The sequence below is a fragment of the Dawidia soli genome, assembly GCF_018598185.1.
Taxonomy (GTDB): Bacteria; Bacteroidota; Bacteroidia; order Cytophagales; family Cyclobacteriaceae; genus Ohtaekwangia; species Ohtaekwangia soli.
Genome location: NZ_JAHESC010000039.1, coordinates 1 through 18,130 on the forward strand (window position 1 = coordinate 1; position 18,130 = coordinate 18,130).

An 18,130-nucleotide genomic window follows, 5' to 3' on the forward strand; every position below is an offset into this window, starting at 1 on the left:
TTACGAGAATAATCAGTTGGACTTATTTAACGGCGGGTATTAAAATGCCCCGCGGCTTGCCGCGGGGATTTTTTACTGATCATCGATCGTTATTTATTCAGGGTCAACAGGAGGTCGTCCAGTCTTTCCAGGGTCGAGATCATTCCTTCCTGCATACCCATGTTGATGACTGTTTCCAGCGCTTCGAGCGACTTGTAGGTCACCACGGTTTGCACGAGGGTCTTATCGTTGCCGGCGGGGGTGAATGTTACGACCCACTGGGCACGCGGCAGGTCGGGGTTTATGGCACCGGTTTCATCACTGAAGGCGTCAATTGTTTCGTAGCCGTCGATCGGTGTGATCTTTGTATACTCCGTGCGGCCCCAATATTCCGGTCCTTGCGGGTCGATCATGGCGTATAACCAATAGCCGCCTTCGCGGAAGTCCATGTGTTTTGTCTTTGTTTTGAGGGGTTTGGGCGCGAACCATTGGTTGAGAAGCTCCGCCTTTGTATGGCAATCCCACACCAGTTGACGTCCGGCGGCAAACTCGCGTTTGATGGTGAGTGTGTTTTTTTGTTTGTCAACAATGAAGTCGAATAACAGGTTGTTTTTCATGTTTCGTTCTTTTTAAGGGTGGATAATAAATTGTCTAATTCGTTATATCGGTCCTGCCAGATCTGCCTGAACTGGGCTAACCAGTGGTCTATCTCTTTCATCTTGTCAACTTTCAGCTCGTAGTAGATCTCGCGTCCTTTTTGAGTAGCGGTGATAAGCTCGCATTCATTGAGGACTTGCATGTGTTTAGAGATCGTAGGACGAGCTACGTCAAAGTTGTCAGCAATAGCTCCGGCAGTCATGGTCTGTGACGCCAGCAGCACCAGTATCGCTCTCCGTGTCGGATCGGCAATGGCTTGAAATGGGTCTCTTCGTAGTTTCATTTTTTCAAATGTTTACTGGACGTGTAGCTATGTGGCTACAAATATAACGCAACTTGAAGTTAAATGGCTACATATTTGTTCGATTTTTTCTTAAAACGCAGAAATTGGCTCAAAAGAGGACTTTTTGTCTCTGTAAGGTGCGTCTGCAATGGCTGTTCCCAGGTGAAGGCGCCGGAAGCTCCCGGCAGCAGTAACATAGGGCTTTGATACGGCTTAAGTAAGGCTTTGATACGGGTAATCCTCCCGAAACCCCGGTTTGGGAGCCGCCTGGCGGTGGAGGTAAAGTATTGAATATGTGGTTATTTCTTAGGATAATTGATGCGTGTTACCGCCGCCCGCCTATGTCTGACATTGTTTATCACTATCAAAACCCTTCGGTTCTTAACAAGACTGCCGGGTCGGACGAGCTGTTTTTGTCCAAGTACAGCGAGGTGCAGAAGAAGGATGTGCCTTGCTTCTTTTGGGGTAAACTGAAAGACCCTTATACTACGTCGCGGTGCTTAATTACGCTTTCAAATGTAGTACAGTCATCTTTTAATCTTTCACCGTTTCAGTTGGCGATGCTGAAAGATCCTATTGTGACGGCAGGTAATGAGAAGATCCGGTTTGAGGGCTTTTCGCATTGCGCCGGGGTATATGCTCGCGTAGACATACTGCCGGATGGACACGATGGGGAGTTTCCTGGCAACGGAACGACCAACGTCGATTTTAATCAACCGATGATCTCTGCTTTGAGCAGTGTGAGCAAGGCCGAGAATGTCGTGCTCTCGGTCGGTAAAAAGGAGGTGGCAATTGCGAAGGAGGGGCAGAAGATCGTAGAACGAAAGGTGCCACTTCCCACCAAGTGGATCAAAGGGCTGGCTTCTGTGCAGCTTTTTCTGGCAGATGCCGAGCGGGTTTTTACGTTCAACAGAATTCAGACGCTTCAGCTTTTTCAAAGCCTGCCCAACGGCAAGCCGAGGACCGATTATTACCTGATCATGCGCGGTACGAAGCCATCGTTCTCGCCGGTTAAATCGGGCAATGGCATATGCATTGGCGGTGTGCACCGGCTTCGCCTGCTGGAACCCCTGCTTCCGCTGGCGACAGAACTACGCGTATTCGCGCAGCCGGCGATGCAGTCGGTTACATGGCAATTATATTTCGGTGCTGTACGTTTCAGCTTGTCGATCTCGCGGGATGCCTGGCGCGGTTTCTCGGGTGAAGGAGCCGCGTTAGAATCGCTCATCGAAGATGTGCCCGACAGTTGGATCGATGCAGTCGACAAGTTCAGCTATGCCAACCACGAGTTTAACCCTACGCTGTTATCCATTGAAGAAGGTCTTGACCTGAAGAAGGTGGAGAATATCACGGGCAGGCTGTCGGCCATGGGGTTGCTGGGATATGACCTGGATGAGAATCACTTCTTTTACCGCCGATTGCCATTTAAGCTCAGCCGTATTTTGAGCCTGAACCCCCGTTTGAAGGATGCGGAAAAGTTGCTGGAAGAAGGGAAAGTGGCCATCACGCTGCAGACCGACAATCGTGTGGAGGCGAAAGTGCAGGGCAGCGGGGTGAATCACTTTGTTGTGCTGGAAGGTGAAAATGAAAAGTGTACGTGTACCTGGTTCAGTAAGCATCAAGGAGAGCGTGGGCTGTGTAAACATATTCTGGCGGTAAAAAAGAAACTCATCAGCTAATCAACATGTCATGGTAGTGGAGGAATTTGCCACCATCCTTCGGAAGGAGCGGAGCAGCGACCTGATCTCTTTTTTGAGGTCGCTGGATAAACAGGGGAAAAAGGAGCTGGCCGCAGGATTAAAACCGCTGCAGAAAGAATATCTCGAATACCGTCAGGTGTCGTCCCTGATAGGGCATTCGTCCTTTAAGCAAAAGGCATCGCCTGCTCAGGTAAATATATTGCATGCGGCAGCCTTTGTCTGTTGCAATCGCAAGGAATATCAAAAGATAGATGGTTTTTCTCATTTCCTGAACAATCCCCTGGTCCCGGACATTCTCTCGTGGTATTGTCCGGATTGGTTCAGTGACGTGATCAATGATCTGACAAAGCAAAATTGGCTACCCTGGAACTTTCGCTACAACACGGCGATGGAGTTCGTTGATAAAGGATATCTGCAGCCTACCGATGAACTTCTGGCCCGGTTAATTCCGCAGATCATTTTTGAACTGGACAAAGACCACAAGCAACGTTTCGTTCGTGAGAATGTGGAGCGGTGGCCGATAACGCTCAGCCACCATATCTGGCTCATTTTTCAATTTGAGACGGATATTCATTTAAGCGACCGTTATAGTCACTTCGGAGATTCAAAAAAGGATGTCAAGCATTGGCTGGAAACGCTTAAGCACTATACGGCGCTGGGAGTAATAGACCGTGAGCGTCTGCTTCAGGAGTCGCTGTTGGCGACAGGGCGCAATTTTAATAAAACGCTCTCGGGATGGTTTGTCGAATTGTTCGAGTTCCTGGAGCCTACCGTCCAGGAGCTGATCTCCTTACAATCGCAGTTGATCATCACGCTAAGCTCGCAACACAGTAAGGCCGTGAACGCCGCGCTTAACGGTATGAAGGTCATTGTTGAATCCCCCGAATTTAACGTGAGCGGATTGCTGGAGAATACGCCGGTACTCTTATCGTCGGAAACCAAATCGGTCGTGACGGCAACGCTGACGCTGCTGGAGAAGTTATTGCGCAAGCATCCTGATCAACGGGAAGCTATTACAGTCTCCGTCTGCCATGCATTTATACACAACGACGAGAACATTCAGAACAAGGCGGCCAAGCTTTTATTAAAATATCATGACGCATCGCGGCAGTCGGTGAACGATGAGCTCGGCAGGTATGCCGACTCGATGTTGATGAGCGCGAAGAAGACCCTGGCGGCATTCCTAATCGAAGCAGCGCCGATACCTGATGATATTGTGCCAGGGGCCGCTACACAGCCGGCAGAGGCAGTGGCCCTTCCGGCATTGTCGTCGCTGGATGAGCTTGTGTTCCTGGCCAGCCAGGCATTTGATAACAACGATCCGCTGCATATCGATCTGCTGCCCGCAGCCCTGGTGAATTTACAAGATCAGGTCACTGGCGCGGAACTTCACAAATTTGAACCGGCACTGCAGCGTGCGTACGCCACGGTGATGAACGATTGGACATCAACCATGGGATATTTGGATCATTTGCTGGCGACTTTCTTTATCGACGTTACCCGGTTGTGGATTGAGTGGTTCCCTGCGGAGGGGGCGTCGCTGCAGAAAATTCATGATGCTTTTAAAAAGAAGGACGAAGAGAATAAGGCGAAGTGGTCCTGGTACAAGTCCCGCATTTTGGCATTGCTGCCGTGGCGTGTTGAAAGTGGTGACACGATATACCTGATCCATAAGGCCATTCTCGTCGTGGCCTATGAGAAATTAAAAAAAGGGCGACGGCAACCGATCCTTTCCACCCCTACGCACGCGTGTGGATATGTCGACCCGCTTATCGTTGTTCAGCGGCTGTTGCAATATAGGGCTGCCGACGTACTGCCCGACGGTCACGATTTTCAGATCGCGATCGCACGGATCGCCTCCTTTCATCGTGACGAGGCATTGACGGAAGCCCGGCGTGTGTTAACGGGAGAAACATTAAACTTGCTGGAATTTCTTTTGAATGACGCCGCCCGGCCCATTCCTCCTTTCCATACGCCATACCTGTGGTTTATGGCCGGAATTGCGAAGTCGCCACGGCAACACTATCCAGAGTTCAAGGATTTTTCCTATGCCCAGCTGCCTTCGTCTGTTTATACCGGTGAGGTTCCGTGGCGGTCGTTTGTTGAAAATTATAAAGTCAAAAAATACGACTATGGTAAGAAACGCTACGAAGATGAGCCCGCAGAACGCAATGTTCTTCGACTGACCCTTGATCCGGTGCAATCTCCCGGAGTGACTGTGACAGCTGAAGACAAGGGGTTCTTTTCAAAACTTACACGGCTTGTCACGCCGGGTAAGAAGGACCCGCCGGAGGAGACGCGTATTTTGTATCAGTTTATTTCCTTCAAGGCTAAATATCTGTCGGCCGAGCACAACGATGTCCAGCGGTTTATCTATTTAATGCCTTCCAATCCCAACCCTATTCTGACGTTGGTTACTGCGCGCGCGTTGGAGTACAGCAAGTTTTGGTCGGAGACCGACAAGAAGATGGTAACGAAGACGCTGGAAGCATTGGTGGACTTAACGCTCGTCTATAACGAGGTGACCTATCTCTTTATCGCCACGTGCATGGTGAGCAGCGACAAAACGGTGCGATCATTTGCTGCCGAGTTATGGATCAAGGGCGTTGCCGCCCGCGATTTGGACAGCACTCAAATCGGCCGGATCATTGGCATGCACCTCTCTGGTGAATACGCCCCCATGAAACGATTCACCGATCTGATCTCCGAGAACCTACTCAAAGTCTCTGGGGCTCACAACAAAGCGCTCGAGTTGCTGTTCACCACGATGATCGAATACCTGCCGGATGAGCCGCCTGTCGGTACTAAACGGTACCTGGACCTTTACGCTGAACTATTGGCGTTGAACAAGAGTACGCTGACATCCGAGCCAGCCGGAAAGCGATTGAAAGCCTGGTCTTCCTCTGCCAGTCTGAAGAAGCTGATCTCGTCCTTGGTATAATACGCTTGAATGTAGAACCTATTGAATTTGCGTTTCGGAATTGTCTTTTTTGGTTAGATTGGTTACTGCTATTCTCATATGCTCTATTCATTAGATTCAAATAAAACCATTAATACAATTCCTTATAAAGGCGAATATGATGTCTGGCGAAATCGTTTATCCAAAGCTGAATATGAGCTAATAATTCAGGAACTTACAAATAAAATCAGAGGATCGGACATTCAAACCTCCAGCTGGATGCCGGGAAAGGACTGGACAAACACAGTATTTGCTCCAATATACTCCAAGGCTTGCAAATCCGACTATACTCAAGCTGCAAAATTCTTTGGTTTATTGGTTTGGGAAACATTTCTTAGGCATCCAGATTATTGGGCATTCGGCCGCTATGAACTTGATGGAATACCAATTCAAGGACTAACGTATTTCAGGGTTACACCCCGATAGCAGTTAATTCCAATCGATGCTGGTAGCACAGAAAAGACTGTTCTTGGAAAGAAACATAGCCAAGTCATCCTTCCGATAAACTGCAAGTGCAAAAAGTTTAAAGTTTGTCAAGTCGAGGTGGTTGGATTCGAACCAACGTGCGACCAACTACGGTTCCGACACGGTATAAGCGTGAGCCGATACACCTCGATGGAGTTCATGGTCGGAGAGAGGTGAATCGAACACCCAAGGCCTAAGCACCGCTTTTACAGTCCGCCAGCTGGCGGATCTACTTACGGTCTACTCTCCGGGAAGTATATAAAGTGAGGTAATAGAAACCTCGTGTTTGAGTCAGTGGCCGGATTCGAACCGACGAATATCTGATCTGCAGGCAGACCCCTTAAACCTCTTGGGTACACTGACATATAGGCAAAGTGTTGCCTGGCTTCCATCTACGGCTTACTACCGTCGATGGAAGCGACTAAAAACAAAAAGCCCCAGGCAGATGCCCAGGGCTTTTTGTTAAGTATCTATAGTTTTTGCTATATCATAACAATCCTGTTGGGCGTGACCATACCTTCTGCTGATAGCATATATGCTGATAACAGCGATTGTTTGATATGATATGACCCGTTTTCATTTTTATAGTGCTGATGCAAAGATAAAGTAACTTTTTTCGATAAGACAAAATATTTATTCGAAAAAGTTACTCTACCTTTGTGTCATGATGTCAATACAACGCCATACGCGCAAATAAGGTTACAGGGGTCATGCCTATGCACGTTATTATTTCGCCTGGTGCTATGGAATGTATTAGTTAGATGCTTAATGCATGAAAGAGCCCGGGTAACGTAAATAACCCGGGCTTTTTTTATTCTTAACGTTCATGATATGCAGTTAGTAATGTTTGTTGGAATTCCGGCAAGCGGAAAGAGTACGTTTTATAAAGAGCGATTCTTTCACTCGCACATGCGGATAAGCCTCGATCTCTTTAATACCCGTAATAAAGAAAATAAATTTTTGGAGCTTGCTTTTTCCTTACAGCAGCGAATGGTCGTTGACAATACCAATGTGACAAAGGCGGATCGTATGGTCTACATAGCGCAAGCGAAAACTCATGGGTATGCCGTGATCGGCTATTACTTCGAACCGAATCTTACGGAGTGTCTGGAGCGGAATGAAAGCCGATCAGGAAAGGAAAAGATCAATCGTATTGGTGTTATCACCAAATTCAAGAACCTGGAATCTCCGCGTCGGGACGAGGGGTTTGATGAGCTCTATACGGTACGGCTGGCGGGCAATCAGTTTGTTATTAAACAATGAGACGATGAAGTTTGATGTATTGGATAGGAGAATGCGAGCCTTTGAAGAGAATCTGGACCAGTTTGTGTTGCCGGATGTGTATATCGTCGTGCGGCTCGATGGCCGGGGCTTTACCAGGCTAACGAAGGAATTGTTGCCTTTGGCCCGGCCGTTTGATGAGCGTTTTCGGGACGCCATGATCTGTACGGTCACTCGTCTCATGGATTGCGGCTTTAAAGTAAGTTATGGCTACACGCAAAGTGACGAGATTTCTTTGCTACTGGAAAAGAGTGAAAATACTTTTGGCCGCAAGACCCGGAAGCTGATCTCGATATTGGCCGGGGAAGCCAGTGCGGAGTTTACACAGGCCATGGGAGCACCCGGCGTATTTGATTGCCGGATCATACCCTTGCCGACGGATGACCTTGTTGTCGACTATTTTCGGTGGCGGAGCGAAGATGCTCACCGGAATTCCCTGAGCGCATGGTGTTACTGGACGTTGCGAAAGAATGGATTGTCAGCAGCCGACGCCACGCGGAGCGTGCAGGGCCTTTCGGTAGCCGATAAAAACAATCTGCTTTTTGAGCATGGCATTAACTATAACAACCTGCCGGCATGGCAGAAACGCGGAGTTGGCTTTTGCTATCGCATGGCGCCATCATCGTCTGTCAATCCCGTGACCCGAGAAGCGGTCGATGTGTTGTGCAGGAAGTTGAACGTGGAGATGGTTCTGCCGTTGGGGGTAGAGTACGAGTCGATGCTGAGACATATGCTGATGGGGACGGAAGGTAACGTTACTGCCTGAAAAGAAACCTCCTGCTAATGCGCGGGAGGTTCTTCTTTGCTTGCAGCTGCGATGCGGCGTGCGACCAATTTCTTGTCACCGTGTTGGATGGAGAATGCTGTCAATTTTCCTCCGGTATCACGTTCAAAGTCTATTTCCATGTCGGTGCCCTCAATGTGAAAGTGATCTTTTCGCGTGGGACGGATCGGTGATTTTGGATTCTGTCCGGCGTGAATGATTAACGTTCCATCTTCCAGTGTGATGTCGACGGAGAATTTTGTCGATTCATATTTACCGACATATTCCTGTTGTTGAGGCGGGGTTAATGTGATAAACTTTCTTTCGAAGGGCAATACATAAGACGGGTCTATAAAGATATTGGCAACGTGACTGATAATGCTCTGCAGGGGGTACCGTGTGCCGTTGGAGCAATAGGCCACGGCGAGCGAGTCTTGCGGGTAATAGGCCAGTGTGGCGTGTGAGGCGATGTAGCCACCGCCGTGCCCCCAACCGGGCAAATCGTAATGCGGCATTTTCATGATGCCCAGACCATAGAAACCGTCCGTGGTGATCATCTCGGCCAGTCTTGCGGGAGGGATCAGCCGGCCGGAGAATAGCGCGGTAATAAAAGTTGTCATGTCCGTAGGGGTGGAGACAATGCTGCCTGCCGGGCCGGGAATGTCGGTGCCAAAAGGTCCTTCTTCCATATATTGCCATTGATCGTTGGCAAACTGATAGGCCCGTGCGCTGTTTTGAATAGTATCGGCTACAGCCTTTTTATAAACGGTGTTCTTGAGGCCGAGTGGGTGGAAGATGCGTTTCGATAGTATCTCTGCAAAAGAGGCTTGCTCGATATCTTCGAGGATATAGCCCAGCAGCAGGTAATTGGAATTGCTATAATCAAAGCGTTCGCCGGGTGCAAACTCGGGTCGTTGTGCGGCAATGACCGATATCATTTCCTGACGGGAGTCATTTCGCGGCCGGGCGGTGGAGTCGGTGATTTGCGTGAAGTCGTGAATGCCGCTTTGGTGGGAGAGCATTTGGCGTATCGTAATAGTGGCTGCGTTTGCTATTTTCGGAAAGAACCGGCTGAGCGGAGCGTCCAGGGAGATCTTTCCTTCGTCTGCCAGCTGCAGTGTTATTGTAGCGGTGTATGTTTTTGTGATCGACCATATGTGATATTTTGTATCGATGTTTGCCGGTAGCGGACGGTCGTCGGTGCGCGATCGGAATCCAAAAGCATTGGCATAGATAACCGTTCCACTTTTTGCGACGGCGATGCTGCCCATTCCCTGGGATTGATCGCCAAGCCAGGCGCAAAGCCGGTCGAGCTTTGCCTTTCGGTCGATCTGCGCATGGATCGTGGTGTTAAGACACAGTACGGTCAGGGCAATAAGGCATTGTGCCCCTTGCCGGGCTAGTTTTTTGATTTTCATGGTTGATTGAATGTTGGTTTGTGAAGGGATTTATACCCTTAGCATTTTTTCGACGTCGTGCAGATAACCGCTTCCTATGGGAATTTCGTGTTGGGAGATCCAGAGGGAGCGTTTTTCGATCTTGGTTATTCTGTCTTTTGCTATGATAAATGAGCGGTGTACCCTTATAAAGTCCCTGCCTTGCAGGAGTGCTTCTGCTTCGTTCATGGTCAGGCGTGAGAGGATGCGTTGTTTGTCGGTTACAAAGCGCACATAGTTTCCATCGCTCTCGGCAAACAGGATCTCGTTTGCATCTACTTTTATCTGCTCGTATCCGCTTTTGATAAAGATGGCGTTAGTCCGATCGGAGGCGTGTTTGCGTAGTGTGAGCTGCTGTTGTGCTTTATTGCACGCTTTGAGGAACCGTTCTAACGAAAACGGTTTGAGAAGGTAGTCGATGGCGTCGAGCTCGAAGCTTTGTACGGCGTGTTGGCTGTAGGCGGTCGTGAAAATGACCATCGGCGGATCGGGCAATGTTCGGATGAAGTCGGTGCCTTTCACGTTGGGCATCTCGATGTCCAGGAAGATCAGGTTTATGTTGTTGGGTTGAATGAACGGGACGGCTTCAAAGGGATTGATAAAATATCCTTCTATGCGGAGGAAGGTAACTTTCTCGGCCAGCGACCGGATCACTTCCAGGCCTATGGGCTCGTCGTCTATGGCAATGGCGCGTAACATCAGGCGGCAGTCAGGGGTAAGGTAAGCGAAACTACATATTCGTTGCCACGGATGCCGTATTCCAGCTGGAATTTATCGCCAAACATGAGCGTTAACCGCTCCACCACGTTGGGAATACCAACTCCGGACTTTTCGCGCACGATGTTGTCGGGATGCACGCTGTTCCGTACGTTGAGGTACACATGGTTGCGTTCACATCGTACGGTGACGGCCACCCATGATTTGCCGACGTTGCTGATGCCATGTTTAAATGCATTCTCGACGAATGGGATCAGAATCATGGGCGGAATGTCACCGTCGCATGCATCATCATGGATATCGATCTGTACATCGACGTTTTGCAACAGATGGGTTCGCAGATTTTGGAGCGCGATGAAGTTGCGCATATAGCCCAGCTCCGACTTCAGCGGAATGAAGTCCAGTTGATTTTGGTGTAGCATAAACCGCATCATGTCGCCAAGTTGCTGTATACCGGAGGCGGTGGTGGTGGCTTTTTCCATGAGCGCATTGCCATAGAGTGTATTCAGGCTGTTGAACAAAAAGTGTGGATTGATCTGGTAGCGGAGGCTGTTGAGCTCTTCGCGTGATTTTGTCAGGGCTTGTCCCACTTTCACAATGGCCAGCAACTTATCTTTTCGTTGCTGGAATAAAAGCCAGCTGATGGGCGAGATCACAAACAGGTTGATCAGTACCATGGCGCTATGGATATGGATGATGTTGCCGCGGTTGCCAAACACAATAAAAAAGGGCGCAGGGGTGACAAGCGATGCCGTCAACAACACCGCCAGTATCCACCACCCGGATTTTAGCGAAAGGCGCGGGAATACGTAGTATAGGTTAAAGACGGTCATAAGCAGGGCACTCGGAATAAAGGACAGCGCCATAAACATGAGAGCATGCTTGCCGGGTGTTGAAGGCAGCAGGATTATTAAAGGGAGCAGGCATAGGTATACGCTGATGATAGATGCTATCTGGTTGGCCAGGATCATGCGTGTTTCCTTGCCGGGTGATTCCCGTTCCAGGTAATGGATCACTCCTTCACGCACCGCCAGTAGCGCGGCCAGCATGCCGACCCAGGTCAGGGCACGGTCGAAACCTGTCCAGATATAGGTCATGGGCCGGTCGTTGTATCCAAACCAGGCGAGCACGTCAAAACCGGCACCACCGTAGTTGAATACATGCGGGTGAGCCACCCAGGTGAGGTAGTCGATTCCGCGTGCCAGCATAAATCCGATGCCGGCTAACAACAGCAGGACGATGGGGATGATCCGCAGGGCGTTTCGCTTGAACCGGGCGGCGTATTGCGCGGTATATACCATGACGCCCGATATGGCGAGGTATGCGAGGTAAACGAATACGATCTGGGCGATCTGCGGAAAGAGAATGTTGTGATTGTATGAAAAGCCCGCGATGTTGTGCCCCTGATATTGCAAGGCATGCCATTGTTTCATCTCGTCGGTCAGGCTCTGCCGGATCCACAGGAATTTGATGATGGAGGCGGTTGCCAGTAAAGAGACAAACACGACCTCGTACGTTCTAAAGCGTATTTTCATGGCGTTGTAAAAATTACACAACAAGAATAACGGGTTTGCCGGTGCGCTGCCGTAAAATGGTACGAATGCGGGGAAAAATGTGACTAACTACCGCGTAAAAAGAAAAACCGCGCCGGAACTGTATCCGATGCGGTTTTATTGGACTGCTGCTGTAAACCCTACACGTGCCAGGAGCGTATACTGTTCCATAGAGGGGCAGTTGTAAGGGCTCCTGCCCGGCCTGGCTCGATTTTTTTAGCGGAAGCTGAAAAGGATCGAACAGGCGCCAAAATCGGCATTAATTCATATGAAAGAGAACAGGCTTATCGTCGTAGGGGGCGGTTTCGCCGGAATAAACTTAGCCAAAAAGCTTGCCGGCAAAGATCAGTTTAAAGTCACAATTGTAGACAAAAACAACTATCACTTCTTCCCCCCTTTATTGTACCAGGTTTCCACAGCTTTTATCGAGGCGTCGAACATCAGTTACCCCTTCCGGAAGCTGTTTCAGGAACGGGACAACATCCGGTTTTACATGGGTAATCTGATCAAGGTGAACCCGGAAAACAATACCATTGAATTAGACACCGGGGTTTTGTCGTATGATTACCTGGTGCTGGCGGTAGGCACCGAGACGAACTTCTTTGGAAACCCGAACGTAACGCGGTGTGGCCTGCCGATGAAAACCATCGACGACGCGCTCAATATCCGGAATCATATATTGCTTCGGCTCGAAGAAGCCGTACGGGCCACTGCTCTGGAGGACAAGGCACGGCTCAGCAATATCGTGGTGGCTGGTGGCGGCCCCACGGGGGTGGAAATGGTCGGCATGATGGCCGAGCTTGCGCACAAGATCGCCGCCAAGGACTATCCCGAAGCCGCCTCCAGGATCGGCAGCATATACCTGATCGACGGCTCGCCCACGTTGCTGGGGCCGATGAGCAAAATAGCTCAGGACGAATCGTTTAAGGTGCTTTCCAAGTTCGGTGTGAAGATCATGCTGAATACTCTGGTAAAAGATTACGTGAACGAAACGGTTATCCTTTCCAACGGCGAGTCCATCAAGGCGGCCACACTCATCTGGACCTCGGGCGTGATCGGCCGCGAGGTGCCGGGCCTTGCGCCGGAGGTGGTGGCGCGGGGTCGCCGATTGACGGTGGACGATATAAACCGGGTGAAAGGATATACCAATATTTTTGCCGTAGGCGATATTGCCTACCAGACTTCCGATCCGGACTATCCCAACAGCCATCCGCAGTTGGCCCAGGTGGCCATTCAGCAAGGTACGCTTCTCGCCGAAAACCTGCTGCGGATAGACCGCGGTCAGGCGCCGAAACCTTTCCGGTATAACAACAAGGGCAGCATGGCCATCATCTCTAAGTTTAAGGCGGTAGTAGATCTACCCAAGGGATCTTTTAAGGGGTTCTTTGCCTGGCTGGTGTGGTTGTTCATTCACATCATACCGCTGGTGGGCTTCCGTAACCGGGTAAAGCTGGCATTCAACTGGTTGTTTAGTTTCCTGACGGACGACCCCACATTGCGATTGATCATCCGGCCGAGAAAGAAAGAGGTATCGACGCAGCCGTGCGGTGAAATAAAACAGTAGCTGTCTCCTTTGTGGCGACAGGCAGGCCCAATTTGTACAATTTTAACGAGGCTATATTAATTAATAGAGGGCGCCAGTATGATCGTGCGAGCGATCGTATTCGCGCCCATTTTTTGTTTTGCTGTCAGGCTGCCACCCGGGGGAGCAGTTTTCACTGTTTTGCAAACATTTTGAGTTCGTTAGGGTATTTTAGGGACTACGCAAAAAGGCTGCGCACCATATCCTGAGCTTTGAACCACTATGTTATTCACCATTACAACCACGCATTCTCCCGCTACGGATCTTTGCTATTTACTACATAAACACCCGGCAAAGCTGCAGGCGGTAGAGTTGTCGCAAGGCGTTGCACACATTTTTTATCCGCATGCCGACGATGACAAATGCACGGTGGCGCTACTGCTGGACATCGACCCGGTCGGACTGGTCCGAAAGTCGGGCGAGGGTGGTCCCGACGCCTTTACCCTGGGACACTATGTAAATGACAGGCCGTATGTGTCGTCGTCTTTTATGAGTGTGGCGATCGCCAAGGCTTTTTCGACGGCCATGAATGGCAAATGCGAGAAGCGCCCGGAGCTGGTAGACATTGTCATGCCGTTTGACATAACACTTTCTGTGCTGCCGGCCGCGAAGGGCGGTGAGCTATTGATCAGACGGTTGTTCGAGCCGCTGGGCTACTCCGTTGCGGTGGAGCGATATGCACTTGACGAGCATTTTCCCGAGTGGGGCCCGAGCAAATACTTTACGGTAAACCTGAAGGCCAACCTGAAGTTAAAAGATCTGCTTACGCATGTATATGTATTGATCCCGGTACTGGATAATGAAAAGCACTATTGGGTAAGCCAGCACGAGGTTGAGAAGCTTTTAACGAAAGGAGAGGGGTGGTTGAAAGACCATCCTGCGCGCGAGCAGATCATCCGCCGCTATTTACGGAATATAGGGGGCCTGGCGAAGAACGCATTGGTGCGGTTGACGGAGGACGAGCCCGTGGGACCGGTAGCGCCGGAAGAGGATCACGCGCAGGACATTGCCCGGGAAACACTTCACGACAAGCGGTTAAAGGTTGTGCTCGACGAACTCGTGGCATCCGGTAGCAATACCGTGGTTGACTTAGGGTGCGGTGAGGGCAAGTTGCTGAAGATGCTGCTGCGCGAAAGGCAGTTCAGTGTGATCCTTGGCGTCGATGTTTCACATCGCATATTGGAAAGAGCAGCAGAGCGCCTGCGTTTAGACGAGATGCCGCCGAAACAGAAGGAGCGGATCACCCTCGCGCAAGGCGCGCTTACCTATCGTGATAAACGGCTGGCGGGATTTGATGCGGCCGCTATTGTGGAAGTCATCGAGCATTTGGACGTGAATCGCCTGAAAGCTTTTGAGCGCGTGGTGTTTGAGTTTGCAAAACCGAAGACGGTGGTGCTGACGACACCCAACCGCGAATACAACGAGCTTTTTGAAACGCTGGACGCGGGAACCATGCGGCATAGCGATCACCGGTTTGAATGGGACAGGAACGAATTTGAAACATGGGCGAGCAATGTGGCGGTGAGAAACAAGTACCGAGTAACCTTCAAGCCGGTGGGTGATGTCCATGAACGGGTAGGCGCACCTACGCAGATGGCCATTTTTAAAGCTGATCAGTATGAATAAGCAGGATGATAGCAGGGATAGTGCCGTAAACCTGTTCATGGCTGTTCCGATGTTTCTGATAATGCTGATACTGCTGGCAATGCTTCCGCTGATACTGCTATATTTCTGCATGGGCATCGTTATAAAAGAATTGATTTACAGGTTTAGAAAGAACAGATTCTTCAGACGGAATGCAGGCAAACGAATCCTGTGTGTTACTCACGGGCAGCGGTATCGGGTATTTCAGGCGCGGTATGGGAATCAGCTCCTGTTATTGGGTATTGATGAGATTGTCGTATTTGATGTGTCAAAAAACGACAATCGATATGATGGATTTGTATGGAATAACATGATTGCGAGCCGCGACGGTTTCCCGTTGCTGGTCACCCTACAAGGTAAAACGATGGTGCAGCAAACCTTGCGACACGAGGTTTTTGCGTTTTTAAATAAGGAGATCGACTGGCTGCAGTTAGAGGAGTGTATAAAAAGAAGAGTTGATGGAAACAGTGAGTAAAGAATTAAAGATACCAGCGCTTTCGCTGGTTACGCTGATCGGTGTCAGTGGCTCAGGGAAGTCCACATTTGCGCGAAAACATTTTAAAGAGACGGAAATCGTGTCTTCAGATCGCTGCCGCGCGATCGTATCCGATGATGAGAACAACCAAACGGCTACTGACGACGCGTTTGAATTGTTGCACTACATCGCCGCCAAGCGCTTGAAGAACGGCCTGCTGACGGTGGTCGATGCTACCAATGTTCAACCTGAGTCGCGGGCGTCGTTGGTGCGGTTGGCCCGTGCGTACCACTGTATTCCCGTTGCCATCGTGCTGGATGTTCCTGAGCGTATATGTGAAGCACGAAACGACTTGCGTCCTGACCGTAATTTTGGCGGGCACGTGATCTATCAGCAGCGGTCGCAGCTGAGACGGTCCTTGCGGCATTTGAAGGATGAGGGTTTTCGTCATATATATGTATTAAAATCTGTAGAAGAGATCGAAGCGATTTCCAATATCGCACGTGAAAGGTTGTACAACGACAGGCAAGAGGTTCACGGTCCGTTTGATATCATCGGCGACGTTCACGGATGTTTTGACGAGCTGATAGAGCTGCTGACCAAGTTGGGTTATGTTGTTACCCGGGTAGCGGTTCAACATCGGAACTACGGCTTTCATGTTGTTGCTCCTGTGGGCAGAACGGCGGTTTTCCTGGGCGACCTGGTAGACCGCGGGCCCAACTCACCGGACGTACTGCGTTTGGTCATGAGCATGGTACATGCGGGTACTGCGTTTTGTGTGCCGGGCAACCACGACCTCAAGTTGCAGAAGTACCTCAGCGGCAAGAACGTACAAGTAAAACACGGCCTGGAGAAAACGGTGGAACAGCTTGCGCGGGAAGACGACCGGTTCCGCAGCGACGTCCGCGACTTTTTATACGACCTGGTGAGCCACTACGTGTTTGACGGGGGCAGGCTGGTCGTGGCGCACGCCGGGCTAAAAGAAGACATGCAGGGGCGGGGAAGTGGCGCCGTGCGGACCTTCTGTTTATACGGAGAGACTACCGGTGAGATCGATGAGTTCGGGTTGCCCGTTCGGTATAACTGGGCATCTGAGTATCGCGGCAAGGCCATGGTGGTATATGGGCACACGCCAGTGCCCGATGCGCAGTGGCTGAACCGGACGATCGACATCGACACCGGATGTGTTTTCGGTGGCCGGCTTACGGCCTTGCGGTACCCGGAGGAAGAACTGATTTCTGTACAAGCCGGGCAAGTGTACGAGACGCCTGCCAGGCCCATCGACTTTGAACTTCGTCAGCAGATGCTTACGCACCAGCAAGCGGATGACGACCTGTTGGACATCGAGGATGTTACGGGCAAGCGGATCATTGCTACACGCCTGCGAAACAACGTAACGGTAAAGGAGGAGAATTCTATTGCTGCATTGGAAGTGATGAGCCGGTTTGCGATCAACCCCAAGTGGTTGATCTATCTGCCGCCCACCATGTCGCCTTCTGAAACCTGTGCGCTGGAAGATTACCTGGAGCATCCCGTGGAAGCGCTGGACTACTTCCGCCGTCAGGGGGTGGAGCGGGTAGTATGTGAAGAGAAACACATGGGTTCGCGCGCGGTGTTGATCATAGGGAAAAATGAAGAGGCGATACGCAGCCGATTTGGTATCGAGCAGGAAAGTATCGGCGTGTGCTATACGCGCACCGGCCGGAATTTCTTCAGCGACGCCAGCCTGGAGCAGGAGTTTTTGCAACGCGTCAGCACGGCGCTTACTACCGCGGGGTTCTGGGAAGCCCTCGACACCGATTGGGTCTGTCTGGACGCCGAGCTGATGCCCTGGTCGGTAAAGGCGCAGGCGTTGTTAAAGGATCAATACGCGGCGGTGGGCGCTGCGGCAACGGCGTCGCTCAGCAGTGTAGTGGATGTGCTGACGCAGACGGCTGTCCGTGATATAGAAGGCATCGATCGGTTGCTGTTGAAGTTTCAGCAAAAGCAACAAATGATCGACGACTACAAAACGTCGTACCGGCAGTATTGCTGGCCGGTAAATGCCGTGGCTGATTTGTCTCTGGCGCCTTTTCATATCCTGGCGACGGAAGGTGCCGTGCATACCGACAAGAGTCATGAATGGCACATGAATACCATCCAGTCGATCTGCGATGCGGATCCTGGGCTGTTCCTGGCGACGGCGCACAAGATCGTCAACGTGTTTGATGAGGAGCAGGTCAACGACGTGATTGCGTGGTGGGCGAACCTTACCGGGCAAGGCGGCGAAGGAATGGTGGTCAAGCCTTACGACTTTCTTTCATTTGGTAAGCATGGCCTTGTACAGCCCGCGGTTAAGTGCCGGGGCAAGGAATACCTGCGTATCATCTACGGGCCTGAATATACCGAGGTGGAGAACCTGCGTCGGTTAAAGAACCGGAGTGTCTCGTCCAAACGATCCCTGGCAATGCGTGAGTTTGCTTTGGGCATAGAGGCTTTGGAGCGATTTGTCCGGAAGGATCCGCTGCGCAAGGTGCACGAGTGTGTATTTGGCGTACTGGCGCTGGAAAGTGAGGAAATAGACCCCCGACTATAGCAGAAAAGCAGAGCCCTGGCAATCGTTTACAGGGCTCTCTTTTTTGAAAAACCTTGCGGGC

14 protein-coding genes and 2 tRNA genes are annotated in these 18,130 nt (G+C 50.6%); 9 read left to right on the forward strand and 7 right to left on the reverse strand.

Features of this window, described 5'->3' with window-relative positions:
* Window positions 1-89: 89 nt before the first annotated feature.
* A complete protein-coding gene (locus tag KK078_RS22180; RefSeq protein WP_254092518.1) occupies window positions 90-596 on the reverse strand; it encodes an SRPBCC family protein in 507 nt (168 codons plus the stop codon).
* Window positions 593-919, reverse strand: a complete 327-nt coding sequence (locus tag KK078_RS22185; protein ID WP_254092519.1) for a metalloregulator ArsR/SmtB family transcription factor — start codon at window positions 917-919, stop codon at window positions 593-595. The genes KK078_RS22180 and KK078_RS22185 overlap by 4 nt, the downstream gene beginning before the upstream one ends.
* A gap of 341 nt (window positions 920-1,260) precedes the next feature.
* On the opposite strand from KK078_RS22185, the gene KK078_RS22190 reads away from it, so the two are divergent.
* From KK078_RS22190 to KK078_RS22200, 3 genes are all read left to right on the forward strand, one after another.
* On the forward strand, window positions 1,261-2,598 hold the full coding sequence (locus KK078_RS22190) for an SWIM zinc finger family protein (protein WP_254092520.1): 1,338 nt from the start codon (window positions 1,261-1,263) through the stop codon (window positions 2,596-2,598).
* A gap of 10 nt (window positions 2,599-2,608) precedes the next feature.
* A complete protein-coding gene (locus tag KK078_RS22195) occupies window positions 2,609-5,560 on the forward strand; it encodes a DUF6493 family protein (protein WP_254092521.1) in 2,952 nt (983 codons plus the stop codon).
* A 78-nt stretch (window positions 5,561-5,638) separates the two neighbouring features.
* A complete protein-coding gene (locus tag KK078_RS22200; protein ID WP_254092522.1) occupies window positions 5,639-6,004 on the forward strand; it encodes a hypothetical protein in 366 nt (121 codons plus the stop codon).
* Between the two features lie 199 nt (window positions 6,005-6,203).
* Here KK078_RS22200 and KK078_RS22205 read toward each other — a convergent pair.
* Window positions 6,204-6,293: transfer RNA gene (locus KK078_RS22205), tRNA-OTHER, on the reverse strand.
* A 39-nt stretch (window positions 6,294-6,332) separates the two neighbouring features.
* Window positions 6,333-6,406 (reverse strand) — tRNA-Cys (locus KK078_RS22210).
* Between the two features lie 468 nt (window positions 6,407-6,874).
* Between KK078_RS22210 and KK078_RS22215 the strand changes: the two genes are divergently transcribed.
* The gene (locus KK078_RS22215; RefSeq protein WP_254092523.1) at window positions 6,875-7,306 is read left to right on the forward strand and encodes an ATP-binding protein; all 432 of its coding nucleotides are present in this window, start codon (window positions 6,875-6,877) and stop codon (window positions 7,304-7,306) included.
* A 4-nt stretch (window positions 7,307-7,310) separates the two neighbouring features.
* Window positions 7,311-8,090 carry a tRNA(His) guanylyltransferase Thg1 family protein gene (locus KK078_RS22220; protein ID WP_254092524.1) on the forward strand — a complete coding sequence of 260 codons (780 nt, stop codon included), beginning with the start codon at window positions 7,311-7,313 and terminating at the stop codon, window positions 8,088-8,090.
* 14 nt (window positions 8,091-8,104) lie between these two features.
* On the opposite strand, the gene KK078_RS22225 is transcribed toward KK078_RS22220, so the two are convergent.
* From KK078_RS22225 to KK078_RS22235, 3 genes are read right to left on the reverse strand one after another with little or no spacing between them, the layout of a single operon-like run.
* The gene (locus KK078_RS22225) at window positions 8,105-9,505 is read right to left on the reverse strand and encodes a beta-lactamase family protein (protein ID WP_254092525.1); all 1,401 of its coding nucleotides are present in this window, start codon (window positions 9,503-9,505) and stop codon (window positions 8,105-8,107) included.
* A gap of 30 nt (window positions 9,506-9,535) precedes the next feature.
* Window positions 9,536-10,222: a LytR/AlgR family response regulator transcription factor gene (locus KK078_RS22230; protein WP_254092526.1), complete on the reverse strand. Its 687-nt coding sequence runs from the start codon at window positions 10,220-10,222 to the stop codon at window positions 9,536-9,538.
* On the reverse strand, window positions 10,222-11,775 hold the full coding sequence (locus tag KK078_RS22235; RefSeq protein ID WP_254092527.1) for a sensor histidine kinase: 1,554 nt from the start codon (window positions 11,773-11,775) through the stop codon (window positions 10,222-10,224). Before KK078_RS22235 ends, KK078_RS22230 begins: the two co-directional genes overlap by 1 nt.
* A 286-nt stretch (window positions 11,776-12,061) precedes the next feature.
* Here KK078_RS22235 and KK078_RS22240 point away from each other — a divergent pair, with 286 nt between their 5' ends.
* The 4 genes from KK078_RS22240 (at window position 12,062) to KK078_RS22255 (ending at window position 18,069) form a co-directional block, all read left to right on the forward strand.
* Window positions 12,062-13,357 (forward strand): NAD(P)/FAD-dependent oxidoreductase, encoded by a 1,296-nt coding sequence (locus tag KK078_RS22240; protein WP_254092528.1) that lies wholly within the window; start codon window positions 12,062-12,064, stop codon window positions 13,355-13,357.
* Between the two features lie 240 nt (window positions 13,358-13,597).
* Entirely contained in the window at window positions 13,598-15,001 is a 1,404-nt protein-coding gene (locus KK078_RS22245; protein WP_254092529.1) for a 3' terminal RNA ribose 2'-O-methyltransferase Hen1, read from the forward strand.
* Complete coding sequence (locus tag KK078_RS22250; protein ID WP_254092530.1) at window positions 14,994-15,494, forward strand: hypothetical protein; 501 nt, start codon at window positions 14,994-14,996, stop codon at window positions 15,492-15,494. Before KK078_RS22245 ends, KK078_RS22250 begins: the two co-directional genes overlap by 8 nt.
* Window positions 15,478-18,069, forward strand: coding sequence for a polynucleotide kinase-phosphatase (locus KK078_RS22255; RefSeq protein ID WP_254092531.1), 2,592 nt, complete (start codon window positions 15,478-15,480; stop codon window positions 18,067-18,069). The genes KK078_RS22250 and KK078_RS22255 overlap by 17 nt, the downstream gene beginning before the upstream one ends.
* Window positions 18,070-18,130 lie beyond the last annotated feature (61 nt).